Source organism: Nocardioides sp. NPDC047086, from assembly GCF_040643685.1.
In the GTDB taxonomy this organism is placed as follows: domain Bacteria; phylum Actinomycetota; class Actinomycetes; order Propionibacteriales; family Nocardioidaceae; genus Nocardioides.
Map to the genome: position 1 here is coordinate 103,432 of NZ_JBEYUV010000011.1, position 18,714 is coordinate 122,145.

The window sequence follows — 18,714 nt, forward strand, 5'->3', positions numbered from 1 at the left end:
TCTTAGGAGGTGGCGCTCAGGAGGCGGCCAGAGCGGCGTTGGCCCGTTCGGTGAGGGTGGCCAGGACGCGTGCGGTCACGGCCAGGTCCTCGGCCGGGATGTCGGAGAAGAACGCCCTGGTCAGCGGCTGGGTGCGTTCGGTGATCTGCTGCTGGAGGGCCTCGCCCGCCGCGGTCAGGGTGAGGCCGTCGGCGATCAGGCCGCGACCGATCGCGGCGTCGAGGTGGGACTCGACCTCCGCCGCGGAGACCTTGATGTTGTCGGCCGTCGCGGCGACCAGGTCGGCACGTGCGGCATCGCCCTGGCGCAGGTAGTTGAGCAGGAGCGACTGCTCGAAGGTCAGGTCGTAGTCGTCGAGCACGTCGAGGAGGTTCTTGCGCACGGCGAAGTAGGCGAGGCCCAGGTTGGCGCCGGTGAGCGGAGGGGTGGCTGTGGTCATGATCGATCTCCAGGTGTGGGGTCGGTGTCGATGGGGGCGGCGAGCATCGCCTCGAGCGCTGCCTGTGCCTCGGCCGCGCGACGGCTGTCGCGGCCGCCGAGCGGTGCGGTGAGCTGGTCGAGCAGCCGGCCGGTCACCGCGATCGCCTCGCGGGTCACCTCGGTGCCCTCGGGCGTGATGACGAGGCGTACGGCTCGGGTGTCCTTCTCGTCTCGGACGCGCTCGATCCAGCCCTTCGTCTCGAGCTGGCGGGCGAGCTTGGAGACGTACATCGGCTCCAGCCCGGTGAGGTCGGCCAGTTGCTTCTGGGTGGGTGCCTCCGAGGCGCGGAGGCCGTAGAGGGAGGCGATGAGCGAGTACTGCGCGTGGGTGAGCCCCAGGGGCGCGAGCGCTCTGTCCATCGACACCCGCAGACGCATGGCCAGGCGCCACACGACGTGTCCGATCGTCTGCTTCTTCATGGAAGAAACCATACATGTTGATCATAAACATGTATATCAATTAGGAATGTCCGTGGTCCCTGGCAGGATCGGGACATGGCTGAGCGTCCTGAGGTTCCCGAGGCGATGGTGGCGCGGCTGAGGGAGATCCTCGCCGCGTTTCCGAAGTGCCTCGAGGACGATGCCTGGGTGGGAGTGCGCTGGCGGGTCGGCCAGGCGACGATCGCGCACGTCTTCGGCGGCGACGACCAGCTCTTCCGGATCGTGTTCCGGGGGGAGCCCGACGAGGTGGTGGCCTTCGAGCACCTCGGTCACCCCTACTTCAAGGCCGGCTGGGGCGGCAACGTGGTCGGGATGATCCTCGACGACGACACCGACTGGGACGAGGTCGCCGAGCTCCTGACCGACTCCTACTGCATCCAGGCCCCGGCGAAGCTGGCCGGTCTCGTCGAGCGTCCGGCGGTGAGTGCGGAGTAAGGTCCGCCCGTGCGTATCGGTGGCCGCGGGGCCGGCGTACACCTGATCCACAAGCTTCCGCTGGTCACGCCCTGGTTTCTCGTGTCGCCCGTGAATCCGGTACTCGTCAACTACCTCGTGCCGTGGAAATAACTGCGAAGAGTTGCAGTCCTGATTGGGACTTTAGACCCTAGGCCGACCGCTTGGAGTCGGGCATGTTGCCATGGTAAATCAGGGGGAACAATTTCCTTTCCGAAGCAACAAATTTCATAAGGAGTGCGTGTGCGTCGTGTGGCCATGCTGATCCTCGGGGGAGCCGTCGCGGCGGCCGGGGTTGGTTGCGGTTCGGACAGTTCCATCGACAACGGGTTCTACAGCAACAACCATGGCGAGAACCCCGCGATGGAGAAGAAGGTGATCACCGTCGACAGCACCGAGAGGATCGAGCAGAACCAGCAGCTCGGGTTGACGGCTGAGGGCACCATCAAGGGCGAGGCACCCGGAATCCTGTTGAGGGTGATCGTGCAGGACGTCTTCGAGACGTCCTTCACGGACGGCACCGAACCCCCGCCGGGGTCGCGGGTGATGGCCGTCGAGATCCAGGTCGTCAACGCCGGGTCGAGGGTCTTCAACGACACCCCGGCTACCGGCACGACGGTCATCGATGCCGCGGGCAAGAAGTACAAGAGCCTGCCCAGCACGGTGACGGTCGACGGCGGAGAGGTGTTCCCGAACCCGTTCGGACTGCAGCCGCGGGACCAGCGGACGGCCCTGGTGCCGTTCGTCGTCCCGGTCGGAGTGAACATCAAGCAGGTCGGGTTCCAGATCGACAAGGGCGGCGAGAGCGGCCTGTGGCGGGTCCCGTAGACCAGAAACGCTAAATCTGGATTCAGTACCAACCTCCAGGCAACCTTCTGGCGGCATTACGCGTCACCATCTCTGTGGTGATGAGACGATGGATCGTCTCGGACGTAATGCTGCGTGATCAACAGGAGGTGTGGTGCGGGTCCGGGTCCTGGGTGCCGTCGAGCTGATCTGCGACGACGGCACGGTGCAGAGACTGTCGCGTACGCGGCGGGCTCTGCTCGCCCTGCTCGCGGCCGCGCGTGGAGCGCCGGTCACCTCCGACCTCCTGGTCGATGAGCTGTGGAGAGGTTCACCCCCGGCAACGGGGGTGAACCTGCTTCACCAGCGTGTTCGTGACCTGCGCCGAGCGCTCGGTGAGGACCGCCGTCACCTGCAGAGCCGGGCGAACGGCTACGCGCTGGTCGGCGCGGACGTCGACCAGGCCCGCTTCGAGGACCTGGTCGAGCAGGGCCGGTCCTCGGCTGGGGCCGGGGACCACGAGCGAGCGAGCATGCTCTTCGACGCTGCGCTGGGGCTGTGGACCGGAGGTGCCTACGGCGCGGTCGGTGAGTCGCCGATGATCGCAACAGAGGCCGCCCGGCTCGACGAGCTGCGCCTGGTCGCCGTCGAGTCCCGCGCCGCCGCCGACCTGGCGCTCGGCAGGCAGGCCGCGGTCGTGGCCGATCTCGGGCCGGTCGTCCGGGCCAACCCGCTCCGGGAGGGCCTGTGGCTGCTGCTGATGACGGCGCTGTGGCACTCCGGCCGCACGGCCGAGGCCCTGGACGCCTACCAGCGCCTCTTCCGTGTCCTGCGGGACGAGCTCGGGGTCGAGCCGTCCAAGGATGTACGCGACCTGCAGCTGCGGATCATCGAGGGAGACGATCCCGAGCCCGCGCCGGCACGGACGTACGAGGAGATCGTGCCGCGCCAGCTGCCGCCGGTCGTCGCGGCCTTCGCCGGCCGCGAGGACCATCTGACGATGCTCGACGAGCTGGTGGCGAAACGGACGGTCGATGAGGGTGCCCGGGCGGTCGTGATCTCGGCGATCGCGGGCACGGCGGGGATCGGCAAGACGACGCTGGCGCTCTACTGGGCGCACCGGACCGCGTCCAGCTTCCCCGACGGCCAGGTGTTCGTGAACCTGCGCGGCTTCGACCCGTGCGACGCGCTCGACCCGTTGGACGCGCTCGGGGTGGTGCTCGAGGCGTTCGGGGTGGAGCGCTCCCGTCAGCCCCAGGACATCGACGGCCGGGCGGGGCTGCTGCGCAGCAAGCTCGCCGGCAAGCGGGTGCTCCTCGTGCTCGACAACGCCCGCGACAGCGAGCAGGTCCGCAGCCTGATCCCCGGCAGCCCGGGATGCGTGACCCTGGTGACCAGCCGAAACAGGCTCTCCGGCCTGGTCGCGGAGGCCGGCGCGAGACCGATGGAGCTGGGACTGCTCGATGATGCCGAAGCCTATGAGCTGCTGGCCGGGCGGCTCGGCGAGGACCGTCTCCTGGCCGAGCTGGTGGCCGTCGAGCGGATCATCGAGCTGTGCGCGTCGTTGCCGCTGACGCTGTCGGTCGTGGCCGCCCGGGCGGCGATCCGGCCGGCCCACTCCCTCGCCGACCTGGCCGACGAGCTCGGCGAGTCCCGCCTGGACGGGTTCGGTGGCGGCCGGGGTGACCTGCGGGCGACCTTCTCGTGGTCGGTCCGGCACCTGTCCGATTCCGCGGCCCTGCTGTTCCGGCAGATCGGCCTGCACCCCGGACCGACCTTCACCGTCCTGGCTGCGGCCAGCCTGGCCGGGATCTCCCGGGTGCGGGCTCGTCGCCTGCTCGACGAGCTCACCGAGGCCAACCTGCTGACCGAGTGCGCGCCCGGCCGGTTCACCCTGCACGACCTGCTCCGCGAGTACGCCGCCGACCTCGCCACCGGCGAGCCCGAGGAGGCCCGCGAGGCGGCCGAGCTGCGGATGATCGACCACTACGTCTTCAGCGCCCGGGCGGTGCACAGCGCCTACGACCCGCACCAGCGCCACCTCGAGGCACTGGACCCGATGCGCGACGGGGTCACCCCCGAGGTCGTCGGCGACAGCGTCGAGGCGCTGGCCTGGATCGGCACCCAGCTGCCGGTGATCTCCCGGGTGATCGACGTCGCCGTCGCCCGCGGACTTGCCCCCGATCGGATCGTGCTGCTCGTCGGTGCGCTCGAGCGCCTGCTCGACCTTCAGGGACGCTGGATCGAGCTCGCCGCGCTGGCCGAGGCCGCGCTCCCGGGCGTGCGCCGCAGCGTCTCCCGAGGCGGCGACCCCGCCGGGCTCGGCGTCATGCACCGCGCCGCCGGAGCTGCCTGCGGGCGGCTGGGGCGGGTCGAGGACGCCCTCGACCACCTCGGCCGGGCCCTGGACCTGGCGATGGACTCCGCCGACCTGGTGGGGGAGGGAAAGACCCTGCACCGGCTGGCCACCGTGGCCACCGCCTCCGGCGACCACGCCGGGGCGGCTGCGTACGCGGCTCGGGCGGCGGAGGTCTTCGCGCGCGCGGGCGACCCGATCCGGGCGGCTTGGACGACCGGGCGGCTGGGTCTCTACGAGGCCCTCGACGGGGCGTACGAGGCTGGGCTGCGGCACTGCGAGGCGGCGCTCGCCGAGCTGCGCCGGGTGGCACCCGGCTACCGCAGCGAGGGCAACGTCATCGCCACCATCGGCTGGATCCACCAGCAGCTCGGCTCCGTCGACGAGGCGGCCGGTCACTTCGAGGAGGCCGTGACCAAGCTCCGTGCCGCCGGTGACCTGCCCGGCCTCGCCGACGCGCTCGGCCACCTGGCCGATGCCCGCGCCGCCCTCGGCAAGGACGAGGACGCCCGCTGCGCGAGGGTCGAGTCCGCCTCGATCCTCGCGCAGCTGGGCTGACCGCTCCGCCTATGCGGTGGGCAGCTTGTAGTCGGCGTACTCCTCGCGCAGGGTCTTCTTGGAGAACTTCCCGACCGAGGTCTTGGGCACCTCGTCGATGAAGACCACGTCGTCGGGTACCTGCCATTTGCCCAGGTTGTCGGCGAGGTAGCCGAGCAGCTCCTCCTTGGTCACCGACTCACCGTCCTTCACCACCGCGAACGCCAGCGGCCGTTCGCCCCACTTTGGGTGCGGCACCGCGACGACGGCCGCCTCGGCGATGCTCGGGTGGCCCATGATGAGGTTCTCGATCGCGACGGTCGAGATCCACTCGCCACCGGACTTCACCAGGTCCTTGGTGCGGTCGACGATGCGTACGTAGCCCAGCGGTTCGATCGCGGCGACGTCACCGGTGCGCAGCCAGCCGTCGGGGGAGAAGGAGGTCGGTGCGTCGACCTTGTAGTAGCCCGACGCGATCCACGGACCGCGGCACTCGAGCTCGCCGGTCGTCTCGCCGTCCCAGGGGAGCTCGTCGGTGGTGCCGGGCTCCACGATGCGGAGCTCGACGCCGACGGCCGGGATGCCCGGCGACGTACGGAAGTCGGCCTTCTCCTCCTCGGAGAGGTCGGCGATCTCGGCGCGCTCGTTGAACACGCTGCCGAGCGGCGACATCTCGGTCATGCCCCACGCCTGGGTGATCGGCAGGCCGATCGCCTCGCGCCAGGCCTCCGAAAGCGACTTCGGCACTGCCGAGCCCCCGCAGATGACCACCCGCAGCGAGGAGAGGTCGGCGTCCTTCAGCAGCGGGACCATGCCCATCCAGATCGTGGGTACGCCGGCCGCGATCGTCACCTTCTCGGCCTCGAGGAGCTTGATGATGCCGGCGGGCGAGAGGTCGGGGCCGGGCAGGATCAGGTTGGCGCCGGCCAGCAGCGAGGAGTGGGCGAAACCCCAGCCGTTGGCGTGGAAGAAGGGCACCACCGGAAGCACGCGGTCACGGTCGTTGGTGCCGAAGAGGGTGCCGGACAGGGAGGCCAGCGCGTGCAGGTACTGCGAGCGATGGGTGTAGACGACGCCCTTCGGGTTGCCGGTGGTGCCGGAGGTGTAGCAGATCCCGGCAGCGGTGCGCTCGTCGGTGACCCGGCCCTCGATCACCGCCTCCTCGGCATCTGCCATCAGCTCCTCGTAGGAGACGACCCGCGGGTCGTCGGGGAGCGGTGTCGGTGCCCCGTCGTCCATCACGACGACGTGCTTGAGCGTGGTCAGCTGAGGAAGGAGCGGCGCCAGCAGGCCGAGCAGCGACCGGTCGATGAAGACGGCCTCGTCCTCGGCGTGGTTGAACGTGTAGACGAGCTGCTCGGGGAAGTAGCGGATGTTGCCCGTGTGCAGCACCCGGCCGGTGCAGGGGACGGAGTAGTAGAGCGCGAGGTGGCGCAGGGTGTTCCACGCGAAGCTCGCCACCCGGCCGTCCCCGGAGATGCCGAGCCGGTCGAGGACACCGGCCTGCTTGCGGACCTCCACGGCCAGGTCCTTGAACGTGTTGTGCTCCAGACCGGTTGCGGTCTTGGTGACGATCTCCCGCGTCGGGAAGACGCGCTCGGCGCGCCGGATGATCGTGTCGATGGTCAGCGGTGCGTCCTGGATCAGTCCTTGCATGCAGCACATCGTGACCCAATGTGGCGCACGTCACAACGAGTTCCCGTGAACTTTCTTGGCAGGCGATGCCGCCGACCAGGTGGCGCCGCAGGTGCCCAGCGGTCAGAATCGACTGCGTGAGCACTCTCTTCGTCGCGGCCGGTGGTGGGGGTGATGCGCTCGGCGTGCTCCTGGCACGTCGGACCCTGGAGCCCGAGATGGACCATGGCGACGTGCTCGTGTCGACCTGCGCCTGGGAGCGGCTCCGCATCGACCCGGTGCCCGGGCCGCGCTCGCGGGGCGACTTGGTCGGGCTCCGCCTGGTCGACGGCGTCCGCGCGGAGATATCGACCACGACGGACACCCTTCCTCCGGGCCGGTCCGTTCTGCCGCGGCTCGCCGGAGATGTCGACGCGCGCCTGTTCCTGCACGACCTCTCCGACGGTGCGGTCGGCCTCGCCCGGCAGCTCCAGCACCTTGCCAGGGCTCTCGGCGCCGACTCGCTCACGGTCGTCGACGTCGGCGGCGACGTGGTCGCTCGGGGAGGTGAGCCCGGGCTGCTGAGCCCGTTGGCCGACTCGCTCACCCTCGCCGCGGCGTTGCGCAGCGACCTCCCGGTGCGGCTCGCCGTCGTCGGTCCCGGCGTGGACGGGGAGCTCCCCGCTGAGCAGGTGATCGCCATCCTCGGTGGGCTCGGCGGGGCCCGTGCGGGAACGCTGGGAGCCGCGGACGTGGAGGAGGTCGGCGACTCGCTCGGCTGGCATCCCACCGAGGCGACGACGCTGGCCGCGGCGGCCGCGCGTGGCCTTCGAGGCGCCGTGGAGATGAGACGAGGTCAGACTCCGGTTCCGGTGAGCGAGGTGAGTGCGTCCGTGTGGCGCCTCGATGTCGTCGAGACGCACGACTTCCCGCTCGCCGAGGCGCTGATCGACACCCGTTCGCTGGGGAGCGCCGAGACGATCATCCGCGGCATCACGGTCGACGAGCTCGACTACGAACGGCGACGCGCGCGGGAACGTCGCGAGATCCCCTCGCGGACGGTGACCGCTGCGGACATCGCGAACGCGAGCCTCGCCCGAGGTGCCTCGCACATCACCACCCGCCGCCTTCTGGAGGCGACGAGCGGGGACGTACCCAGCTACGAGGCGGCACGCTTCGACGGGCTCGGACTGTGGGCCCTGGAGGCGCTCGCCCGGGGTTGAGCCGGGCGGTGTGGGGTGAAGCGGGTCAGACGACGGCTTCGGACGTGGTGAGGGCCAGGGCTGGCGTGGAGGCGGCGCGGGGCCAGACCTCGGCGAGGATCTCGACTCCGCGGCGGACGAGCTCGGGGCGCGGCGTGATCGCCAGCCGCAGATGACGCTCGTAGGCGCCGTCGACGCCGAACCGCGGCCCGGCGGTGACGAGCAGCCCGTGCGGCCGGGCGGCGAGGGTGAGCTGAGAGCTGACCGGCGCGGGCAGGCCGACCCAGGCGGAGAGGCCGCCATCGATGCGCGGGGGCAGCTCCCAGTCGGGAAGGTGCTCGCGCATCGCGTGGTAGAGCGCGGCGCGGCCGGCGGCGAGCTGGGCGGCGCGCTCCTCGAGGATCTCGGGAAGATGCCGGAACAGGATCGTGGTGACCAGCTGCTCCCAGATCGGGGTGCCGAGGTCGGTGGCCGAGCGTCCGCTGGCGATCTGGGTCAGCAGCACCGGGTCGGCGCGGATCCAGCCGATCCTCAGCCCGCCCCACAGCATCTTGCTCGCCGAGCCGATGTGGACGACGCGGGCCTGGTGCTCGCGGGCCATCGCGGCCAGCGGCGGGAACGTGTGGTGGCGGTCGATGTCCAGCTCGGCGGTGGTGTCGTCGGCCACCAGGAGCGTGTCGACCTTCGCCGCGGCGTACAGCAGCCGGAGCCGGTCCTCGGTCGACATCGAGCGAGACGTCGGGTTGTGGAAGTCGGGCATGACGTACGCCATCACGGGGGTGGTCCGGGCGATGGCCGCCTCCATGGCGGGCATGTCCCAGCCGGCGTCGGTGGTCACCGGGCTGGTGATGATCCGTGCTCCGGCCAGGCTCAGGGCGTCGTACGCGTTGGGGTAGGACGGGCTCTCGGCGTAGGCCCGGTCGCCGCGGCTGATCACGGTCCGGGCGAGCAGCGCGATCGCGCTCTGGCCGCCGGTGGTCACCATGATCTGGTCCGGATCGGTCGGCAGGCCACGCGCGGTGTAGCGCGCCGCGATCTCCGCGCGGAGCTCCTCGATGCCCCACAGCGTGTAACCGGGGCCGGTCATGTGGTCGGCCAGTCGCCGGGTCGCCTCGACGGCCGCCTCCGGTAGCCGCCGGGTGGCCGGCAGGGTGGCCCTGACCAGATCGATCTCGCCGTCCTCGGTGAACGAGTCGGGTGCGGTGGGCGGGAGCTTGGTCGTCGTACCCGACCCCTGGACGCTGAGCGCGTAGCCGTGCTCCCGCAGGCGCCGGTAGGCGGCCGTGATCGTGGTGCGGCTCAGCGTCAGCCGCTCGGAGAGCTCGCGCTCGGAGGGGAGGCGTACGTCGGCGGAGAGCCGTCCGTCGATCAGCAGCAGCTGGATCCGTTCGGCCAGGTTCTCGTACGCGGGGCCTTCTCCTTGCCACTGGCCGAGGAGGCCGGCGAGCGCGGTGGCACCAACTCTTCCGCGAGGCATGAGGCCACCTTACCGCGATTGGCTTCTTTACCTTCGATTGGACCCATGATTGGCTTTGCCATCGTGAAGGATCTCTCTGTGAAGTCGCTCTCCTGGTTGATAACTGGACTCTTCCTCTACGGCATCGCTGTCGCCATGCTCGTGCAGGGCTCGCTGGGCCTGGCGCCCTGGAACACGCTGGCATCGGGGCTCGTCGAGATCACCGGGATCTCCTTCGGGATGATGACCAACCTGATCGGGCTCGGCGTCCTGCTGCTCTGGATCCCGCTGCGACAGCGACCCGGCGTCGGTACCGTGCTGAACGTGCTGCTCGTCGGCACCTCGGCGGAGATCGGCCTCTGGCTGCTTCCGCAACCGTCGGATCTGATGGCCCAGATCGCGCTCTTCACCGGCGGCCTGTTCCTGCTGGCTGCGGCGACGGGCATCTACATCGCGCCCGGCCTCGGCCCGGGCCCACGCGACGGCCTGATGACCGGCCTGCACGAGCGAACCGGCGCCCCGGTCTGGATCTGCCGTGCGGGCGTCGAGATCACCGTGCTGGCGGTCGGCTGGCTCCTGGGCGGAATGGTCGGTATCGGCACCGTCGCCGAGGCGCTGTTGATCGGCCCGATGGTGCACCGCACCCTGCCGTTCTTCCGGACGCTGTACGCCGGGCGATCGGCCGCTGCGGTGGTCGCTGCGGAAACACGCGCGGGAGCATGATTTAACCCACACAAAATTCCGGTGGCGCCCCCGACAGGATTCGAACCTGTGACCGTCGGATTAGAAGGCCGAAAACACCAGGTCAGAGGGTGGTTCCGTGAGAACTTTTCCGCCTGGATTCAGGCTCTCTTGTTGTCATTGTTTGCCGATGTCCGGCGGGGGAGTGTGCCCGTATTGCGCCCTGGGGAGCCCTTCGAGGTAGCCCAGTTGAGTGCCACCGTGCCGATAGCCAGCCAAGATTGCTCGGCGTTGCCTGGTGTCAAGAGTGACCGTAGGTCATCGCGTAGCGACGCGGTAGCGCTCTTGATGCCGGGTGGCGTCGTGCAAACCCTGGGGATCGGGGCGGGGGCCGGAGGTGCGATGGGAGACCTGTCCCCCATACGCGGTATGTGCTGCGGAAGGCTGAACGGTGGACGGGTACCGTCGCCGTACGTTGCTGCGGTGAAGAAGTCGTTGCCTTTCGTGCTGGTGGCAGTCGTCGGAGCTCTGGCGCTCAGCTCATGCGGTGAAGGTGCCAAGGCTGAGCCGAAGACTCCTCTTGCTGCGGCTAGCCAGAAGTGCGCGCCGATCATCGAGAAGGCGATGAAGGAGGCCTTCAACGATGACGCCCCGTCGGTCGACGAGATGTTCGTTCTCGACAAGGACGGTCGGGCACTCGTTCTTCAGACGCCCGACCCGGGTGGCGAGTTGGTCGCTGGAGCCACATTCACGGCTGCCGAGTGTGTACTCAAAGAGTTGGATGCCCCGGTCACGGTGGCGTCCGGCATGGGGCAGACAACCGCGCTGGCTGGAGTTCAGGAAGCGAACTGGGACGACATTGAGGCGTCGTGGACGTACTCGGCCGCAAGTGGCAGTAGCGGCCTTACGGTGAACCTGGAGATCGCGGACTGAGCTGAACAGCATTCGGGGAGCGCTTGGGCTACTGGCTCAGGCGCTCTTCTCGTTTTGCCCGGCGCCGTCGGGCCGGGGGTGCGCGTAGGGACCGGCCGCCAGGCCGCATGCCCGGAGCGCGGGGGTCCCTGGCCCGCCGGCGGCGGGCCAGCGCGCGGAGCGCGCCTTGAGTCAGTAGAGAAAGTTCTCACGACCTTCACGCGTCGCCGTCCGTCCGGAGCTCGCGCATACTCCAAGTGAGGTATGGCGGCGGCTGTAAAGGTTAAGAGCGGATCGGGTGACTGGTACGCATGGCGGCATGACATCTCTCGAACCCAGCGTGGATTACGCGCTGATCCACCCGATCTATCTCGATACCGCGATGATGATCAGCTTCCTAGCTCATCTTGAGGGCGGTGTAGCGACAGGCGAAGAGGAGACCCACCGACTCACTGGCGCTCACGAGCGGCTCCTCAAAGCACGTGCTGGGTTCCGGTTTCGGCTCCCGGCGGCCGCCAACGTTGAGGCTGGAGGCGAGGGCTCGGATCACCGGAAGGATGAGAGCACGACGGAGACCAAGTCGGAGCGCATCCGAACAGCGGCGAGCCTTTTCAACGGACTCTATGACGTTCTCGTTCAGGACAAGCAACTCCGCCCGATGGAGACGGTCGAGGACCTGGACACCCTTGAAGTGGGCCAACTCGTTCGCTTCCTTGGCGGATATAGGGGCAACCCACTGGAGGACATGTTGTCCTTCTTTGGGACCCTGCTGCCGTACATGATCGAACAGAAGGAGATCGAGCGCGCCGCGCTTGAGAGTGCCAAGGGAAAGGCCAAGTCGGGCGGGAGATCCGGGAACCCTGCCGCGAAAGAGGCGGCCAAGCAGGCTCTCGAGTCGCTCGGATCGATCGAGAATGTCGCTGAGACGGCCGAGCAAGAGTGGGGGCTCAAATTCATTGTCCGCATGGCAGATGAGATCGCCGACGCTCCAGTGCACGACATACTCATGAGTACGGACACCGGCCTGAACGTCGTTCTCACAGTCTCTTCGGAGTACTACGGCCGCGCTACTCACGAGTACCTTCGCGCCGGAGAATTCAATGTCATCGGCAAGGTGACTCGGTTCATCCCTGAGGGCGACCAGATCGACTTGTCGAGGCGCACCGTGCTCGGTGCGGCGGGCCCCACGATGGCCAATGACGCGATCTCAGGACTGCGCGACCTCGCACCCGGACTAGACACCTCGAGCTCCATCGTCGAGGGACCGTGTGTCCAGGTCCTCCCGATGGCGATCTATCTCTGAGGTCGCGGGGGAAACTTCCCCCACTCCTCTCAAGGGGAACCAGCGGTCGCGGGCGAAGTACTACCGAGGCCTCCTGGCGTCTAGGTGAAGCCGGAGACAGTAGCCGAGCGCGTGATGCTAGTCGACCGCCAAGTCTCTCCGGGCGGCGCTTTCGTACGTCCGATATGCCTTGCTGCGCTCGAGTTGGAGGTTCTCGTAATCCCAGAGGCTCATGTTGGGGACCCAGTAGGCGCTGGTGTAGCCGCCAGCGACCTCGACCGCCAAGAGCGTCTCATGCCACAGCTCCAGGAGATCCTTGGCTGGTTCGCGGCAGGCGTCGGCTCCGTAGAGCGAGATGGTCTGGAAGGCGAGTTGGCCCTCGTCGAGGATGGCCCGCCCGGCAGCTGCAGCCTCGGGCCCGGTTGGCGTCGGCAGCATCTTGTCATCAGGCGTGAAGTCGCGAAACACAGGTCCACTGGCGCTACGGCCGTCATGCCAGGTCTCAAACGCGCGAGCAACCCGAGCAAAGTTGATATGGGCTTCATGCTTGTGCTGAAAGAGGCGCTCGGCCGTCGAGGATTCCTTCGAAACGCGGTTGTTCAACATCGTTTGGGCAAGTTGTAGAAGCCCGGTTGTCAGAGACCCAGCGATGACACCGACGAAGACCCAGACCGGAGCGGACACAGGGAAATCGTAGCCAGATCCCGTAGGCGAGCGGCGGGATCGTCGCTCAACTGTGTTCAGCTCGGGGACTGTTGCTGATCGAGCGCGAGGGTCTACGCTCGTTATGCATGCATGCATGACTTAAGGGGTGAAGGGTGACAGACGCAGCGCTCGTACGGATCGGCGGCGAACTCCGCCGTTATCGCGAGGATGCTGGGCTCTCGGGATCGGCGGTTGCACGCGAGCTCGGATGGTCCCAGCCGAAGGTGTCCAGGGTCGAGACTGGTCGCTTTGCTGCCTCGCTCGAAGAGATCGCGACGCTGCTCGATTACTACGGCGCCCCCGAAGAGGTCCGGGCCGAGCTACTCGCGACCGTGGCTCGGCGGGAAGGACTAGCGGGGGCCTGGGTGGTTCGTGCTGGAGGGAGTCGCCGTCGTCATGGAGAACTTCGCGCCATTGAGCAACGCGTCACGCGATTGCGCCAGCATCAAGGCCTGATGGTCCCTGGCCTTCTCCAAACCCGAAGGTATGCACGCGGAGTGGCTGACGCCCTCGGTCTCGCTGATAGTGACGCCATCGCAACGCGTCGTGTTGCTCGTCAAGATGCGTTTATCTCGGAAGGATCAGCGCGCTACGAAGTGGTGCTCGATGCCCGTGCACTGATGCGGTGGCCGGGTGAGCCCGCCGTCATGGCGGAGCAACTGCAACATCTGGCCGACGTCGACCCCGAACGTGTCGATCTGAGGATCCTTCCGCCTGGCGGCGAGGCAGCAGCCTTCGCGATTGCTGGGTTCCTGATCTACGACTTCACCGACGACAGGCCGTCGGTGGTGATGCTCGAGTCGTTGACGGCAGACACGTACCTCTCTGACGATGTCGACGTGTCGGCGTATGCCTCAACCTTCGAGCGGTTGCAGAAAGACGCCCTCAACGTCGAGGCGTCCCGGCAGTATCTGGAGACCACGCTTCGCAACTTGCGAGGCACAAAGGGATGAGGAGTGCTCGATGAATGACAAGTGGCAGAACGCGCGTTGGCGGAAGAGCACCGGCAGCGACTCGGGTGCGTGCGTCGAAGTGGCCGAGGTCGACGGCATCGTCGGCGTACGCGACACCAAGGCGAACGGCGCTGGCCCTGTCCTGGAGTTCAATCGCAAGGAGTGGGAGGCGTTCTTGATGGGCGTCGGAAACGGTGAGTTCACCATGGAGGCATTGAGCAAGTGAGTGCACCAGTGGAGGTCAGAGAGCCAGGAACCAGCCCGCGCGGGCTTGGGCGTCTGCTGGCCTCCACTGGCGTTTCCATGATCGGGCAGGGGGCGGCGACGGCGGCCGTGCCACTGCTCGCCGCCTCTCTCACTCGGGACCCGCTTCTCGTGTCGCTTGTTGCGGCGGCTTCGTACGCTGCGTGGCTCGTTGTCGGTCTCCCGGCCGGCGCTCTTGTCGATCGGTGGCCACGGCGGCAGACGATGATCATCGCGGACCTGGTCCGTGTGGTTCTCCTGGCGCTCGTCGCGGTGGGCGTCCTGGTGGAATGGCTCCCGATCTGGGGCCTGATCGCTGTTGTCTTCATGATCGCGTGCGCCAGCTGCTTCTTCGATCCGGCCGCACAGGCCGCAATCCCGGTCCTCGCGACCCGCGAGCCTGCGGCACTGGCCAAGGCCAACGGGCATCTCTGGACGCTCGATATCTTCGGTCGCTCACTGGTTGGTCCGCCACTGGGCGCGGCCCTCTTCGCATCGGCTGCGGTGCTGCCATTCGCTCTGAATTCGGTGACGTTCCTCGTCTCCGCGCTCCTGTTGGTCGGTCTCTCTGGACTCGGCCGCGCTGAACATCCTGATGGAGCCCAACCGGTCCATCACGCGGTGCGAGACGGCGTTCTCTACCTCGTGCGGCACCCGGGCCTGCGCCTGCTCACGCTCGGAATAGGGACGTACAACTTCGGCTACAACATCGCCTTTGCAATCCTGGTGCTCTTTGCCCAAGACACGCTCGGCCTTCATGACCAAGGCTTCGGCATCTTGCTCGCGATGCTCGCGGTTGGCGGCGCGGTGGGTGGCTGGCTCGGACCCCGTGTGCATCGGGTCCTGTCGGCCGCCTCGACGTACTCCGTTGCCCTCGCGCTGCAAGGCATCGCCTGGCTCGTGGTCGTCACCACGCAGAACGTGTATGCCTCGGACGCTGCACTGGTCGTTGTCGGCCTCGCCTCAACGGTCGTCAGCGTGGTCGGCGGGACGGCTCGTCAGACCCTGACCCCGGATCATCTGCTCGGCCGGATTACGGCAGGTACGCGCGTCGTGGGTGTCGGAGTTGCCGCACTGGGTGCGGTGGTCGGGGGAGCGGTGGCTTCCGCCGTGAGCCTCGATGCCGCCTTTTTCCTGGCTTGCGCGGTCCTCGTAGCTGGAGCCGTGGCGTTCCTGCCTGCGGCTCTCGCCCGTCGTGTTTGAGTCTCCTGGGTCGCCCGACGCCGCGCTTCTCCTCGCGGGGGCGCTCTCCCGGGCCGGCGCTGTTGCTTTTCTCCACGCGCGGGGCTCGAGCCCGATAGGTTTCCCCCGACCAGGTGAATGGGGATGACACGTGAACATACTTGCGACGTTCTTAGCGGGGGCGTTGCTCGGGCTCTTCTCCTACGCCTGGTGGCGGTGGAGCGTTCCCCACAACAGGCAACTGATGGAGATGACGGAGCGCACGCTTTCGTTCGGCCGTCGACAGCCTAAAGAAGTGAGTGCCGACGCTCCGCTGAGCGGCTTGGAGTGGCTCAACAGGATCTTGTGGACGGCGATCACCGGCCTGACCGCGATCGCTGTGTTGATCAACGCTGTCGGACGCTCGTTCGCCTACCTACTGCGCTGATCCTTGATGCATCGCACGCTCGGCACCGCGTAGAGGTCGCGAAGGTCCTCTACGTCTGTCGTACGTCCCTCGCCGTCGTCTGAGCCTCCTTCGAGCAAGTTCGGGCGTTGCCCTTGACTCATGCTATTCACTCGTGCATAGTCGTGGTTATGCAGTAGTGAATAGGTCGCTACGCAGAGCCAAGGAGAACGAACAATGGCGATGAAGCAGCGTTTCGCAGTCCAGCACGGTGACGTGTTCCCGCAGGGGGCGTTCCTCAAGGGTGAGGTCGAGCCCGTCCTCGACTTCCAGGCAGGGAAGCGGGCCGATGGGTCGATGCCCCAGCAGACCGACAAGGAGACCGGGCTCCCGATCTGGCAGGTCATGGTCCTCGACGCTGACGACACGGCGGGGAAGAAGGACACCGCGATCACGGTCAAGTTCCTGGCCAAGCACCAGCCGGTGCCCCCGGCTAACGAGACCCCGTTCCCGTGGACCCCGGTGGAGTTCGTCGGCCTGACCGCTCTGCCGTACGTGGAGTACACGAACGGCAAGAACCGTGAGGGCCAGGACCGGACCCGGATCACGTGGTCCTACCGCGCCGAGTCGATGGTGAAGCCCGGCGACAACGCCGCGCGTAAGCCCGCTGCCGGTGCTGCTGCCGCTAGCTCGAAGGCGGCGTGATGAGTGCCCCGAGGATCAGCCTGGCTCTCACGAGCCGTCGCTACGTGGTCACCGACGCCCCGACTGGGGCCGACTCCAAGGGCCGGACCTTCACTGTCACGGTCCTGGAGATCGACTCCCGCCCGGACGGATCGCTCAGCGTCATGATCTCGGGGCCAGTCTTCGATGTGATCGGCCCGACCGGCGGCACCACCTCGGCCCACTGGCTCGAGGGCGTCCGTTTCGCCCGGGGCATAGCTAGCGGCATCCCTGCCCTGGCGAGCGCCCCGGGCTGGGTCCGGGAACTGGTCGAGGCCACCCATAACGCGCCCGGGGTGGCGGCATGAGCCTCTACCTCGTCTGGATCGGCGACGGCTCCGACCCCGCGCATTACGCCGGCCTTAACGCCGACAACACCCTGTGCGGCCAGCCCAACGCTGGGACTGCCTGGACCTGGGACTACCCCGATCTCTCAACCCAGGTGTGCCCGATCTGCCGCGCTAAGGCAGCGGCTCTGTGAGCACACCCCACGTTCGCCCGCTGGTCGTCATGGAGGGGAAGCCGTGGCGGCTGGCGGGTCTCCAGCTCGACACCTCGAAGCAGCGCAACGAAGGGAGCATCTGATGAACGAGACGATCTACGTCAGCCTCGGCGGCCTGGTCGCTATGGCGGTGGCGGTCCTGGTCGTGATCAAGCCGACCCGCCCCGCGACCCTGGCCGCCCTGTCTTGGCTGGTCTCCATCGGCCGGCGCGCCTGGTGGTGGCTGGTCTTCCGGATCACCTGGAAGTCCATGGCTCGTGAGTCGGGTCTGTCAAAGCGTCGGACCAAGCGGGTGAAGAAGATGGGGGTGGGGGAGGAGTCCATCGAGAAGTGGCGCGACCCTCGCCTCAAGCGGGTGACGACCTCGGCTCACTCGGTGACCCTCAAAGTCCGTACCCGCCGTGGCCAGGCCCTGGCCGACCTCGAGGCCTTCGCCCCGAAACTGGCCGCGACCTACTCGGCCGACGCCTACCGGGTCTACCCGCCCAAGCGTCGTGCCGGCTCGACTGTGATGTTCGAGCTGGTGATGCGGGACCTGATCAAGACCCCCTCGGTCGCCGCGATGCCCGAGCCCCGGATGCAGACTGAATCGGTCCTGCTCGGGCGCCGCCAGTCCGGCAAGCCCTTCGCCCTCCAGATCGAGCAGCGTCACACGCTCGTGGTCGGCGCCTCGGGCTCTGGGAAGGGCTCGTTCCTGTGGGGCATCGTCGGGTCGCTGGCTCCCGCGATCAAGGTTGATGCTGCGCGTGTCTACGGGATCGACCTCAAGGGCGGCATGGAGCTGACCATGGGTGCCCCGCTGTTCACCAAGATCGCCGTCACCGGGGAGCAGGCCCTGGAGCGGCTGCGGGAGTTCGTCGCGATCGCTGATGCCCGTACCGAGGAGCTGCGCGGGGTCTCGCGCAACCACAAGCCCGCCCCGGGTGACCCGCTCTACGTCCTCGTCATCGACGAGCTGGCCTCGCTGACGGCCTACGCCGACCAAGACATCAAGAAGGAGGCCGAGCGGCTCCTCAAGCGGCTGCTCTCCATCGCCCGCGCCGTCGGTGTCGTGGTGTGCGCGTTCGTCCAGGACCCGCGTAAGGAGGTCATCGACATGCGCGGGCTGTTCACCCAGACCATCGCTCTCCGGCTCCGCTCGGCGATGGAAACGAACATGGTCCTCGGGGACGGTATGGCCCCCTTCGCCCCGGCACACCGTATCCTCAAGGCTGCCCAGGGTACGGCTTGGATCATCGATGAGGACGGCTCCACCGACCGCATCCGCGCCGACTACTGGTCCGACGACCTGATCCGCCGCGTTGCCTCGCTCTACCCAGCAGAGCCCGAGCTGGTCACGATCTCGGACGCCGCTCCTGGTGACCTGCCCGGGATGCAGCTCTCCCTCACCGATGGAGGCGCGCGATGACCCCGGCCTGGATGGATCACGCGGCCTGCACCCGCCCCGAGACGCGAGGTCTGCCTTGGACGACCGACGCGATCGAGACCCCCACGGTCCTGGTCGACCTGATGCGGGAGACCTGCGACGGCTGCCCGGTCCGCCTCGCCTGCGAGTCCTACGCCCGCACCTCGAAGGCCACAGGTGGATGGTGGGCCGGGGTCGACCGTGCCCCTGAACCTGCCGACTTGATTGACCTGCTCGACACCCGGCCCGCGGCTTCGCTGAGGGGTGCGGCATGACGATGTGGGAGCAACTCGTCCTCGAGATCCCCGGCTGGGAGCCCCTTGAGGTCGCCCCGACCCCGGCCATGCGGCGCGGTGAGCAGTCCCTGTTCCAGTGCTCGTGGTGCGGCTGCGTCGTCGTACAACCCCGCCCCGTGA

At 67.9% G+C, this 18,714-nt stretch carries 21 protein-coding genes; 16 read left to right on the forward strand and 5 right to left on the reverse strand.

The genetic code is table 11. The annotated features are described in order from the left end of the window. Window positions 1–16: 16 nt before the first annotated feature. A complete protein-coding gene (locus ABZ796_RS10835; RefSeq protein WP_357336824.1) occupies window positions 17–439 on the reverse strand; it encodes a hypothetical protein in 423 nt (140 codons plus the stop codon). Continuing rightward, window positions 436–900, reverse strand: a complete 465-nt coding sequence (locus tag ABZ796_RS10840; protein ID WP_357336826.1) for a MarR family transcriptional regulator — start codon at window positions 898–900, stop codon at window positions 436–438. Before ABZ796_RS10840 ends, ABZ796_RS10835 begins: the two co-directional genes overlap by 4 nt. Before the next feature lie 75 nt (window positions 901–975). Here ABZ796_RS10840 and ABZ796_RS10845 point away from each other — a divergent pair, with 75 nt between their 5' ends. The 3 genes from ABZ796_RS10845 to ABZ796_RS10855 all read left to right on the forward strand — a co-directional run bounded on the left by ABZ796_RS10845 (window position 976) and on the right by ABZ796_RS10855 (window position 5,074). Further along, entirely contained in the window at window positions 976–1,356 is a 381-nt protein-coding gene (locus ABZ796_RS10845) for an MmcQ/YjbR family DNA-binding protein (protein ID WP_357336827.1), read from the forward strand. 261 nt (window positions 1,357–1,617) lie between these two features. Next, window positions 1,618–2,202 (forward strand): hypothetical protein, encoded by a 585-nt coding sequence (locus tag ABZ796_RS10850; RefSeq protein ID WP_357336828.1) that lies wholly within the window; start codon window positions 1,618–1,620, stop codon window positions 2,200–2,202. Between the two features lie 133 nt (window positions 2,203–2,335). Further along, window positions 2,336–5,074 carry a BTAD domain-containing putative transcriptional regulator gene (locus tag ABZ796_RS10855; protein ID WP_357336829.1) on the forward strand — a complete coding sequence of 913 codons (2,739 nt, stop codon included), beginning with the start codon at window positions 2,336–2,338 and terminating at the stop codon, window positions 5,072–5,074. A 9-nt stretch (window positions 5,075–5,083) separates the two neighbouring features. Here ABZ796_RS10855 and ABZ796_RS10860 read toward each other — a convergent pair whose 3' ends face one another. Beyond that, complete coding sequence (locus ABZ796_RS10860) at window positions 5,084–6,709, reverse strand: long-chain fatty acid--CoA ligase (RefSeq protein WP_357336831.1); 1,626 nt, start codon at window positions 6,707–6,709, stop codon at window positions 5,084–5,086. Between the two features lie 116 nt (window positions 6,710–6,825). Between ABZ796_RS10860 and ABZ796_RS10865 the strand changes: the two genes are divergently transcribed. Continuing rightward, window positions 6,826–7,890, forward strand: a complete 1,065-nt coding sequence (locus ABZ796_RS10865; RefSeq protein ID WP_357336833.1) for a DUF1152 domain-containing protein — start codon at window positions 6,826–6,828, stop codon at window positions 7,888–7,890. Between the two features lie 25 nt (window positions 7,891–7,915). Here the strand turns inward: ABZ796_RS10865 and ABZ796_RS10870 are convergent, their stop codons facing one another. Further along, on the reverse strand, window positions 7,916–9,346 hold the full coding sequence (locus ABZ796_RS10870; RefSeq protein ID WP_357336834.1) for a PLP-dependent aminotransferase family protein: 1,431 nt from the start codon (window positions 9,344–9,346) through the stop codon (window positions 7,916–7,918). Window positions 9,347–9,409: 63 nt separating this feature from the next. Here ABZ796_RS10870 and ABZ796_RS10875 point away from each other — a divergent pair, with 63 nt between their 5' ends. From ABZ796_RS10875 to ABZ796_RS10885, 3 genes are all read left to right on the forward strand, one after another. Beyond that, the gene (locus ABZ796_RS10875) at window positions 9,410–10,048 is read left to right on the forward strand and encodes a hypothetical protein (protein WP_357336835.1); all 639 of its coding nucleotides are present in this window, start codon (window positions 9,410–9,412) and stop codon (window positions 10,046–10,048) included. A gap of 441 nt (window positions 10,049–10,489) precedes the next feature. Then, entirely contained in the window at window positions 10,490–10,939 is a 450-nt protein-coding gene (locus ABZ796_RS10880; RefSeq protein WP_357336836.1) for a hypothetical protein, read from the forward strand. 298 nt (window positions 10,940–11,237) lie between these two features. Beyond that, complete coding sequence (locus tag ABZ796_RS10885) at window positions 11,238–12,221, forward strand: hypothetical protein (protein WP_357336838.1); 984 nt, start codon at window positions 11,238–11,240, stop codon at window positions 12,219–12,221. 117 nt (window positions 12,222–12,338) lie between these two features. On the opposite strand, the gene ABZ796_RS10890 is transcribed toward ABZ796_RS10885, so the two are convergent. After that, window positions 12,339–12,884 (reverse strand): hypothetical protein, encoded by a 546-nt coding sequence (locus ABZ796_RS10890; protein ID WP_357336839.1) that lies wholly within the window; start codon window positions 12,882–12,884, stop codon window positions 12,339–12,341. 134 nt (window positions 12,885–13,018) lie between these two features. Here ABZ796_RS10890 and ABZ796_RS10895 point away from each other — a divergent pair, with 134 nt between their 5' ends. From ABZ796_RS10895 to ABZ796_RS10935, 9 genes are all read left to right on the forward strand, one after another. Continuing rightward, window positions 13,019–13,858 carry a helix-turn-helix transcriptional regulator gene (locus ABZ796_RS10895; RefSeq protein WP_357336841.1) on the forward strand — a complete coding sequence of 280 codons (840 nt, stop codon included), beginning with the start codon at window positions 13,019–13,021 and terminating at the stop codon, window positions 13,856–13,858. Between the two features lie 10 nt (window positions 13,859–13,868). Then, window positions 13,869–14,084 carry a DUF397 domain-containing protein gene (locus ABZ796_RS10900; RefSeq protein ID WP_357336843.1) on the forward strand — a complete coding sequence of 72 codons (216 nt, stop codon included), beginning with the start codon at window positions 13,869–13,871 and terminating at the stop codon, window positions 14,082–14,084. Window positions 14,085–14,092: 8 nt separating this feature from the next. Next, window positions 14,093–15,304 carry an MFS transporter gene (locus tag ABZ796_RS10905; RefSeq protein ID WP_357336878.1) on the forward strand — a complete coding sequence of 404 codons (1,212 nt, stop codon included), beginning with the start codon at window positions 14,093–14,095 and terminating at the stop codon, window positions 15,302–15,304. Window positions 15,305–15,434: 130 nt separating this feature from the next. Next, window positions 15,435–15,710 (forward strand): hypothetical protein, encoded by a 276-nt coding sequence (locus ABZ796_RS10910; protein ID WP_357336844.1) that lies wholly within the window; start codon window positions 15,435–15,437, stop codon window positions 15,708–15,710. Window positions 15,711–15,905: 195 nt separating this feature from the next. Next, window positions 15,906–16,373: a plasmid replication, integration and excision activator gene (locus ABZ796_RS10915; RefSeq protein WP_357336845.1), complete on the forward strand. Its 468-nt coding sequence runs from the start codon at window positions 15,906–15,908 to the stop codon at window positions 16,371–16,373. Beyond that, entirely contained in the window at window positions 16,373–16,699 is a 327-nt protein-coding gene (locus ABZ796_RS10920) for a hypothetical protein (RefSeq protein WP_357336846.1), read from the forward strand. Before ABZ796_RS10915 ends, ABZ796_RS10920 begins: the two co-directional genes overlap by 1 nt. Then, window positions 16,696–16,872 carry a hypothetical protein gene (locus tag ABZ796_RS10925; RefSeq protein ID WP_357336848.1) on the forward strand — a complete coding sequence of 59 codons (177 nt, stop codon included), beginning with the start codon at window positions 16,696–16,698 and terminating at the stop codon, window positions 16,870–16,872. The genes ABZ796_RS10920 and ABZ796_RS10925 overlap by 4 nt, the downstream gene beginning before the upstream one ends. 103 nt (window positions 16,873–16,975) lie before the next feature. Next, window positions 16,976–18,301, forward strand: a complete 1,326-nt coding sequence (locus ABZ796_RS10930; RefSeq protein WP_357336849.1) for an FtsK/SpoIIIE domain-containing protein — start codon at window positions 16,976–16,978, stop codon at window positions 18,299–18,301. Beyond that, the gene (locus tag ABZ796_RS10935) at window positions 18,298–18,573 is read left to right on the forward strand and encodes a WhiB family transcriptional regulator (protein ID WP_357336850.1); all 276 of its coding nucleotides are present in this window, start codon (window positions 18,298–18,300) and stop codon (window positions 18,571–18,573) included. The genes ABZ796_RS10930 and ABZ796_RS10935 overlap by 4 nt, the downstream gene beginning before the upstream one ends. Window positions 18,574–18,714: the final 141 nt, after the last annotated feature.

What these genes read in the sequence shown, in the direction of transcription:
- ABZ796_RS10845 (WP_357336827.1), top strand. Translation starts at nt 976, where the DNA reads ATGGCTGAGCGTCCTGAGGTTCCCGAGGCGATGGTGGCGCGGCTGAGG.
- ABZ796_RS10870 (WP_357336834.1), bottom strand. Translation starts at nt 9,346, where the DNA reads ATGCCTCGCGGAAGAGTTGGTGCCACCGCGCTCGCCGGCCTCCTCGGC.
- ABZ796_RS10835 (WP_357336824.1), bottom strand. Translation starts at nt 439, where the DNA reads ATGACCACAGCCACCCCTCCGCTCACCGGCGCCAACCTGGGCCTCGCC.
- ABZ796_RS10915 (WP_357336845.1), top strand. Translation starts at nt 15,906, where the DNA reads ATGGCGATGAAGCAGCGTTTCGCAGTCCAGCACGGTGACGTGTTCCCG.
- ABZ796_RS10935 (WP_357336850.1), top strand. Translation starts at nt 18,298, where the DNA reads ATGACCCCGGCCTGGATGGATCACGCGGCCTGCACCCGCCCCGAGACG.
- ABZ796_RS10900 (WP_357336843.1), top strand. Translation starts at nt 13,869, where the DNA reads ATGAATGACAAGTGGCAGAACGCGCGTTGGCGGAAGAGCACCGGCAGC.
- ABZ796_RS10840 (WP_357336826.1), bottom strand. Translation starts at nt 900, where the DNA reads ATGAAGAAGCAGACGATCGGACACGTCGTGTGGCGCCTGGCCATGCGT.
- ABZ796_RS10885 (WP_357336838.1), top strand. Translation starts at nt 11,238, where the DNA reads ATGACATCTCTCGAACCCAGCGTGGATTACGCGCTGATCCACCCGATC.
- ABZ796_RS10925 (WP_357336848.1), top strand. Translation starts at nt 16,696, where the DNA reads ATGAGCCTCTACCTCGTCTGGATCGGCGACGGCTCCGACCCCGCGCAT.
- ABZ796_RS10860 (WP_357336831.1), bottom strand. Translation starts at nt 6,709, where the DNA reads ATGCAAGGACTGATCCAGGACGCACCGCTGACCATCGACACGATCATC.
- ABZ796_RS10930 (WP_357336849.1), top strand. Translation starts at nt 16,976, where the DNA reads ATGAACGAGACGATCTACGTCAGCCTCGGCGGCCTGGTCGCTATGGCG.
- ABZ796_RS10920 (WP_357336846.1), top strand. Translation starts at nt 16,373, where the DNA reads ATGAGTGCCCCGAGGATCAGCCTGGCTCTCACGAGCCGTCGCTACGTG.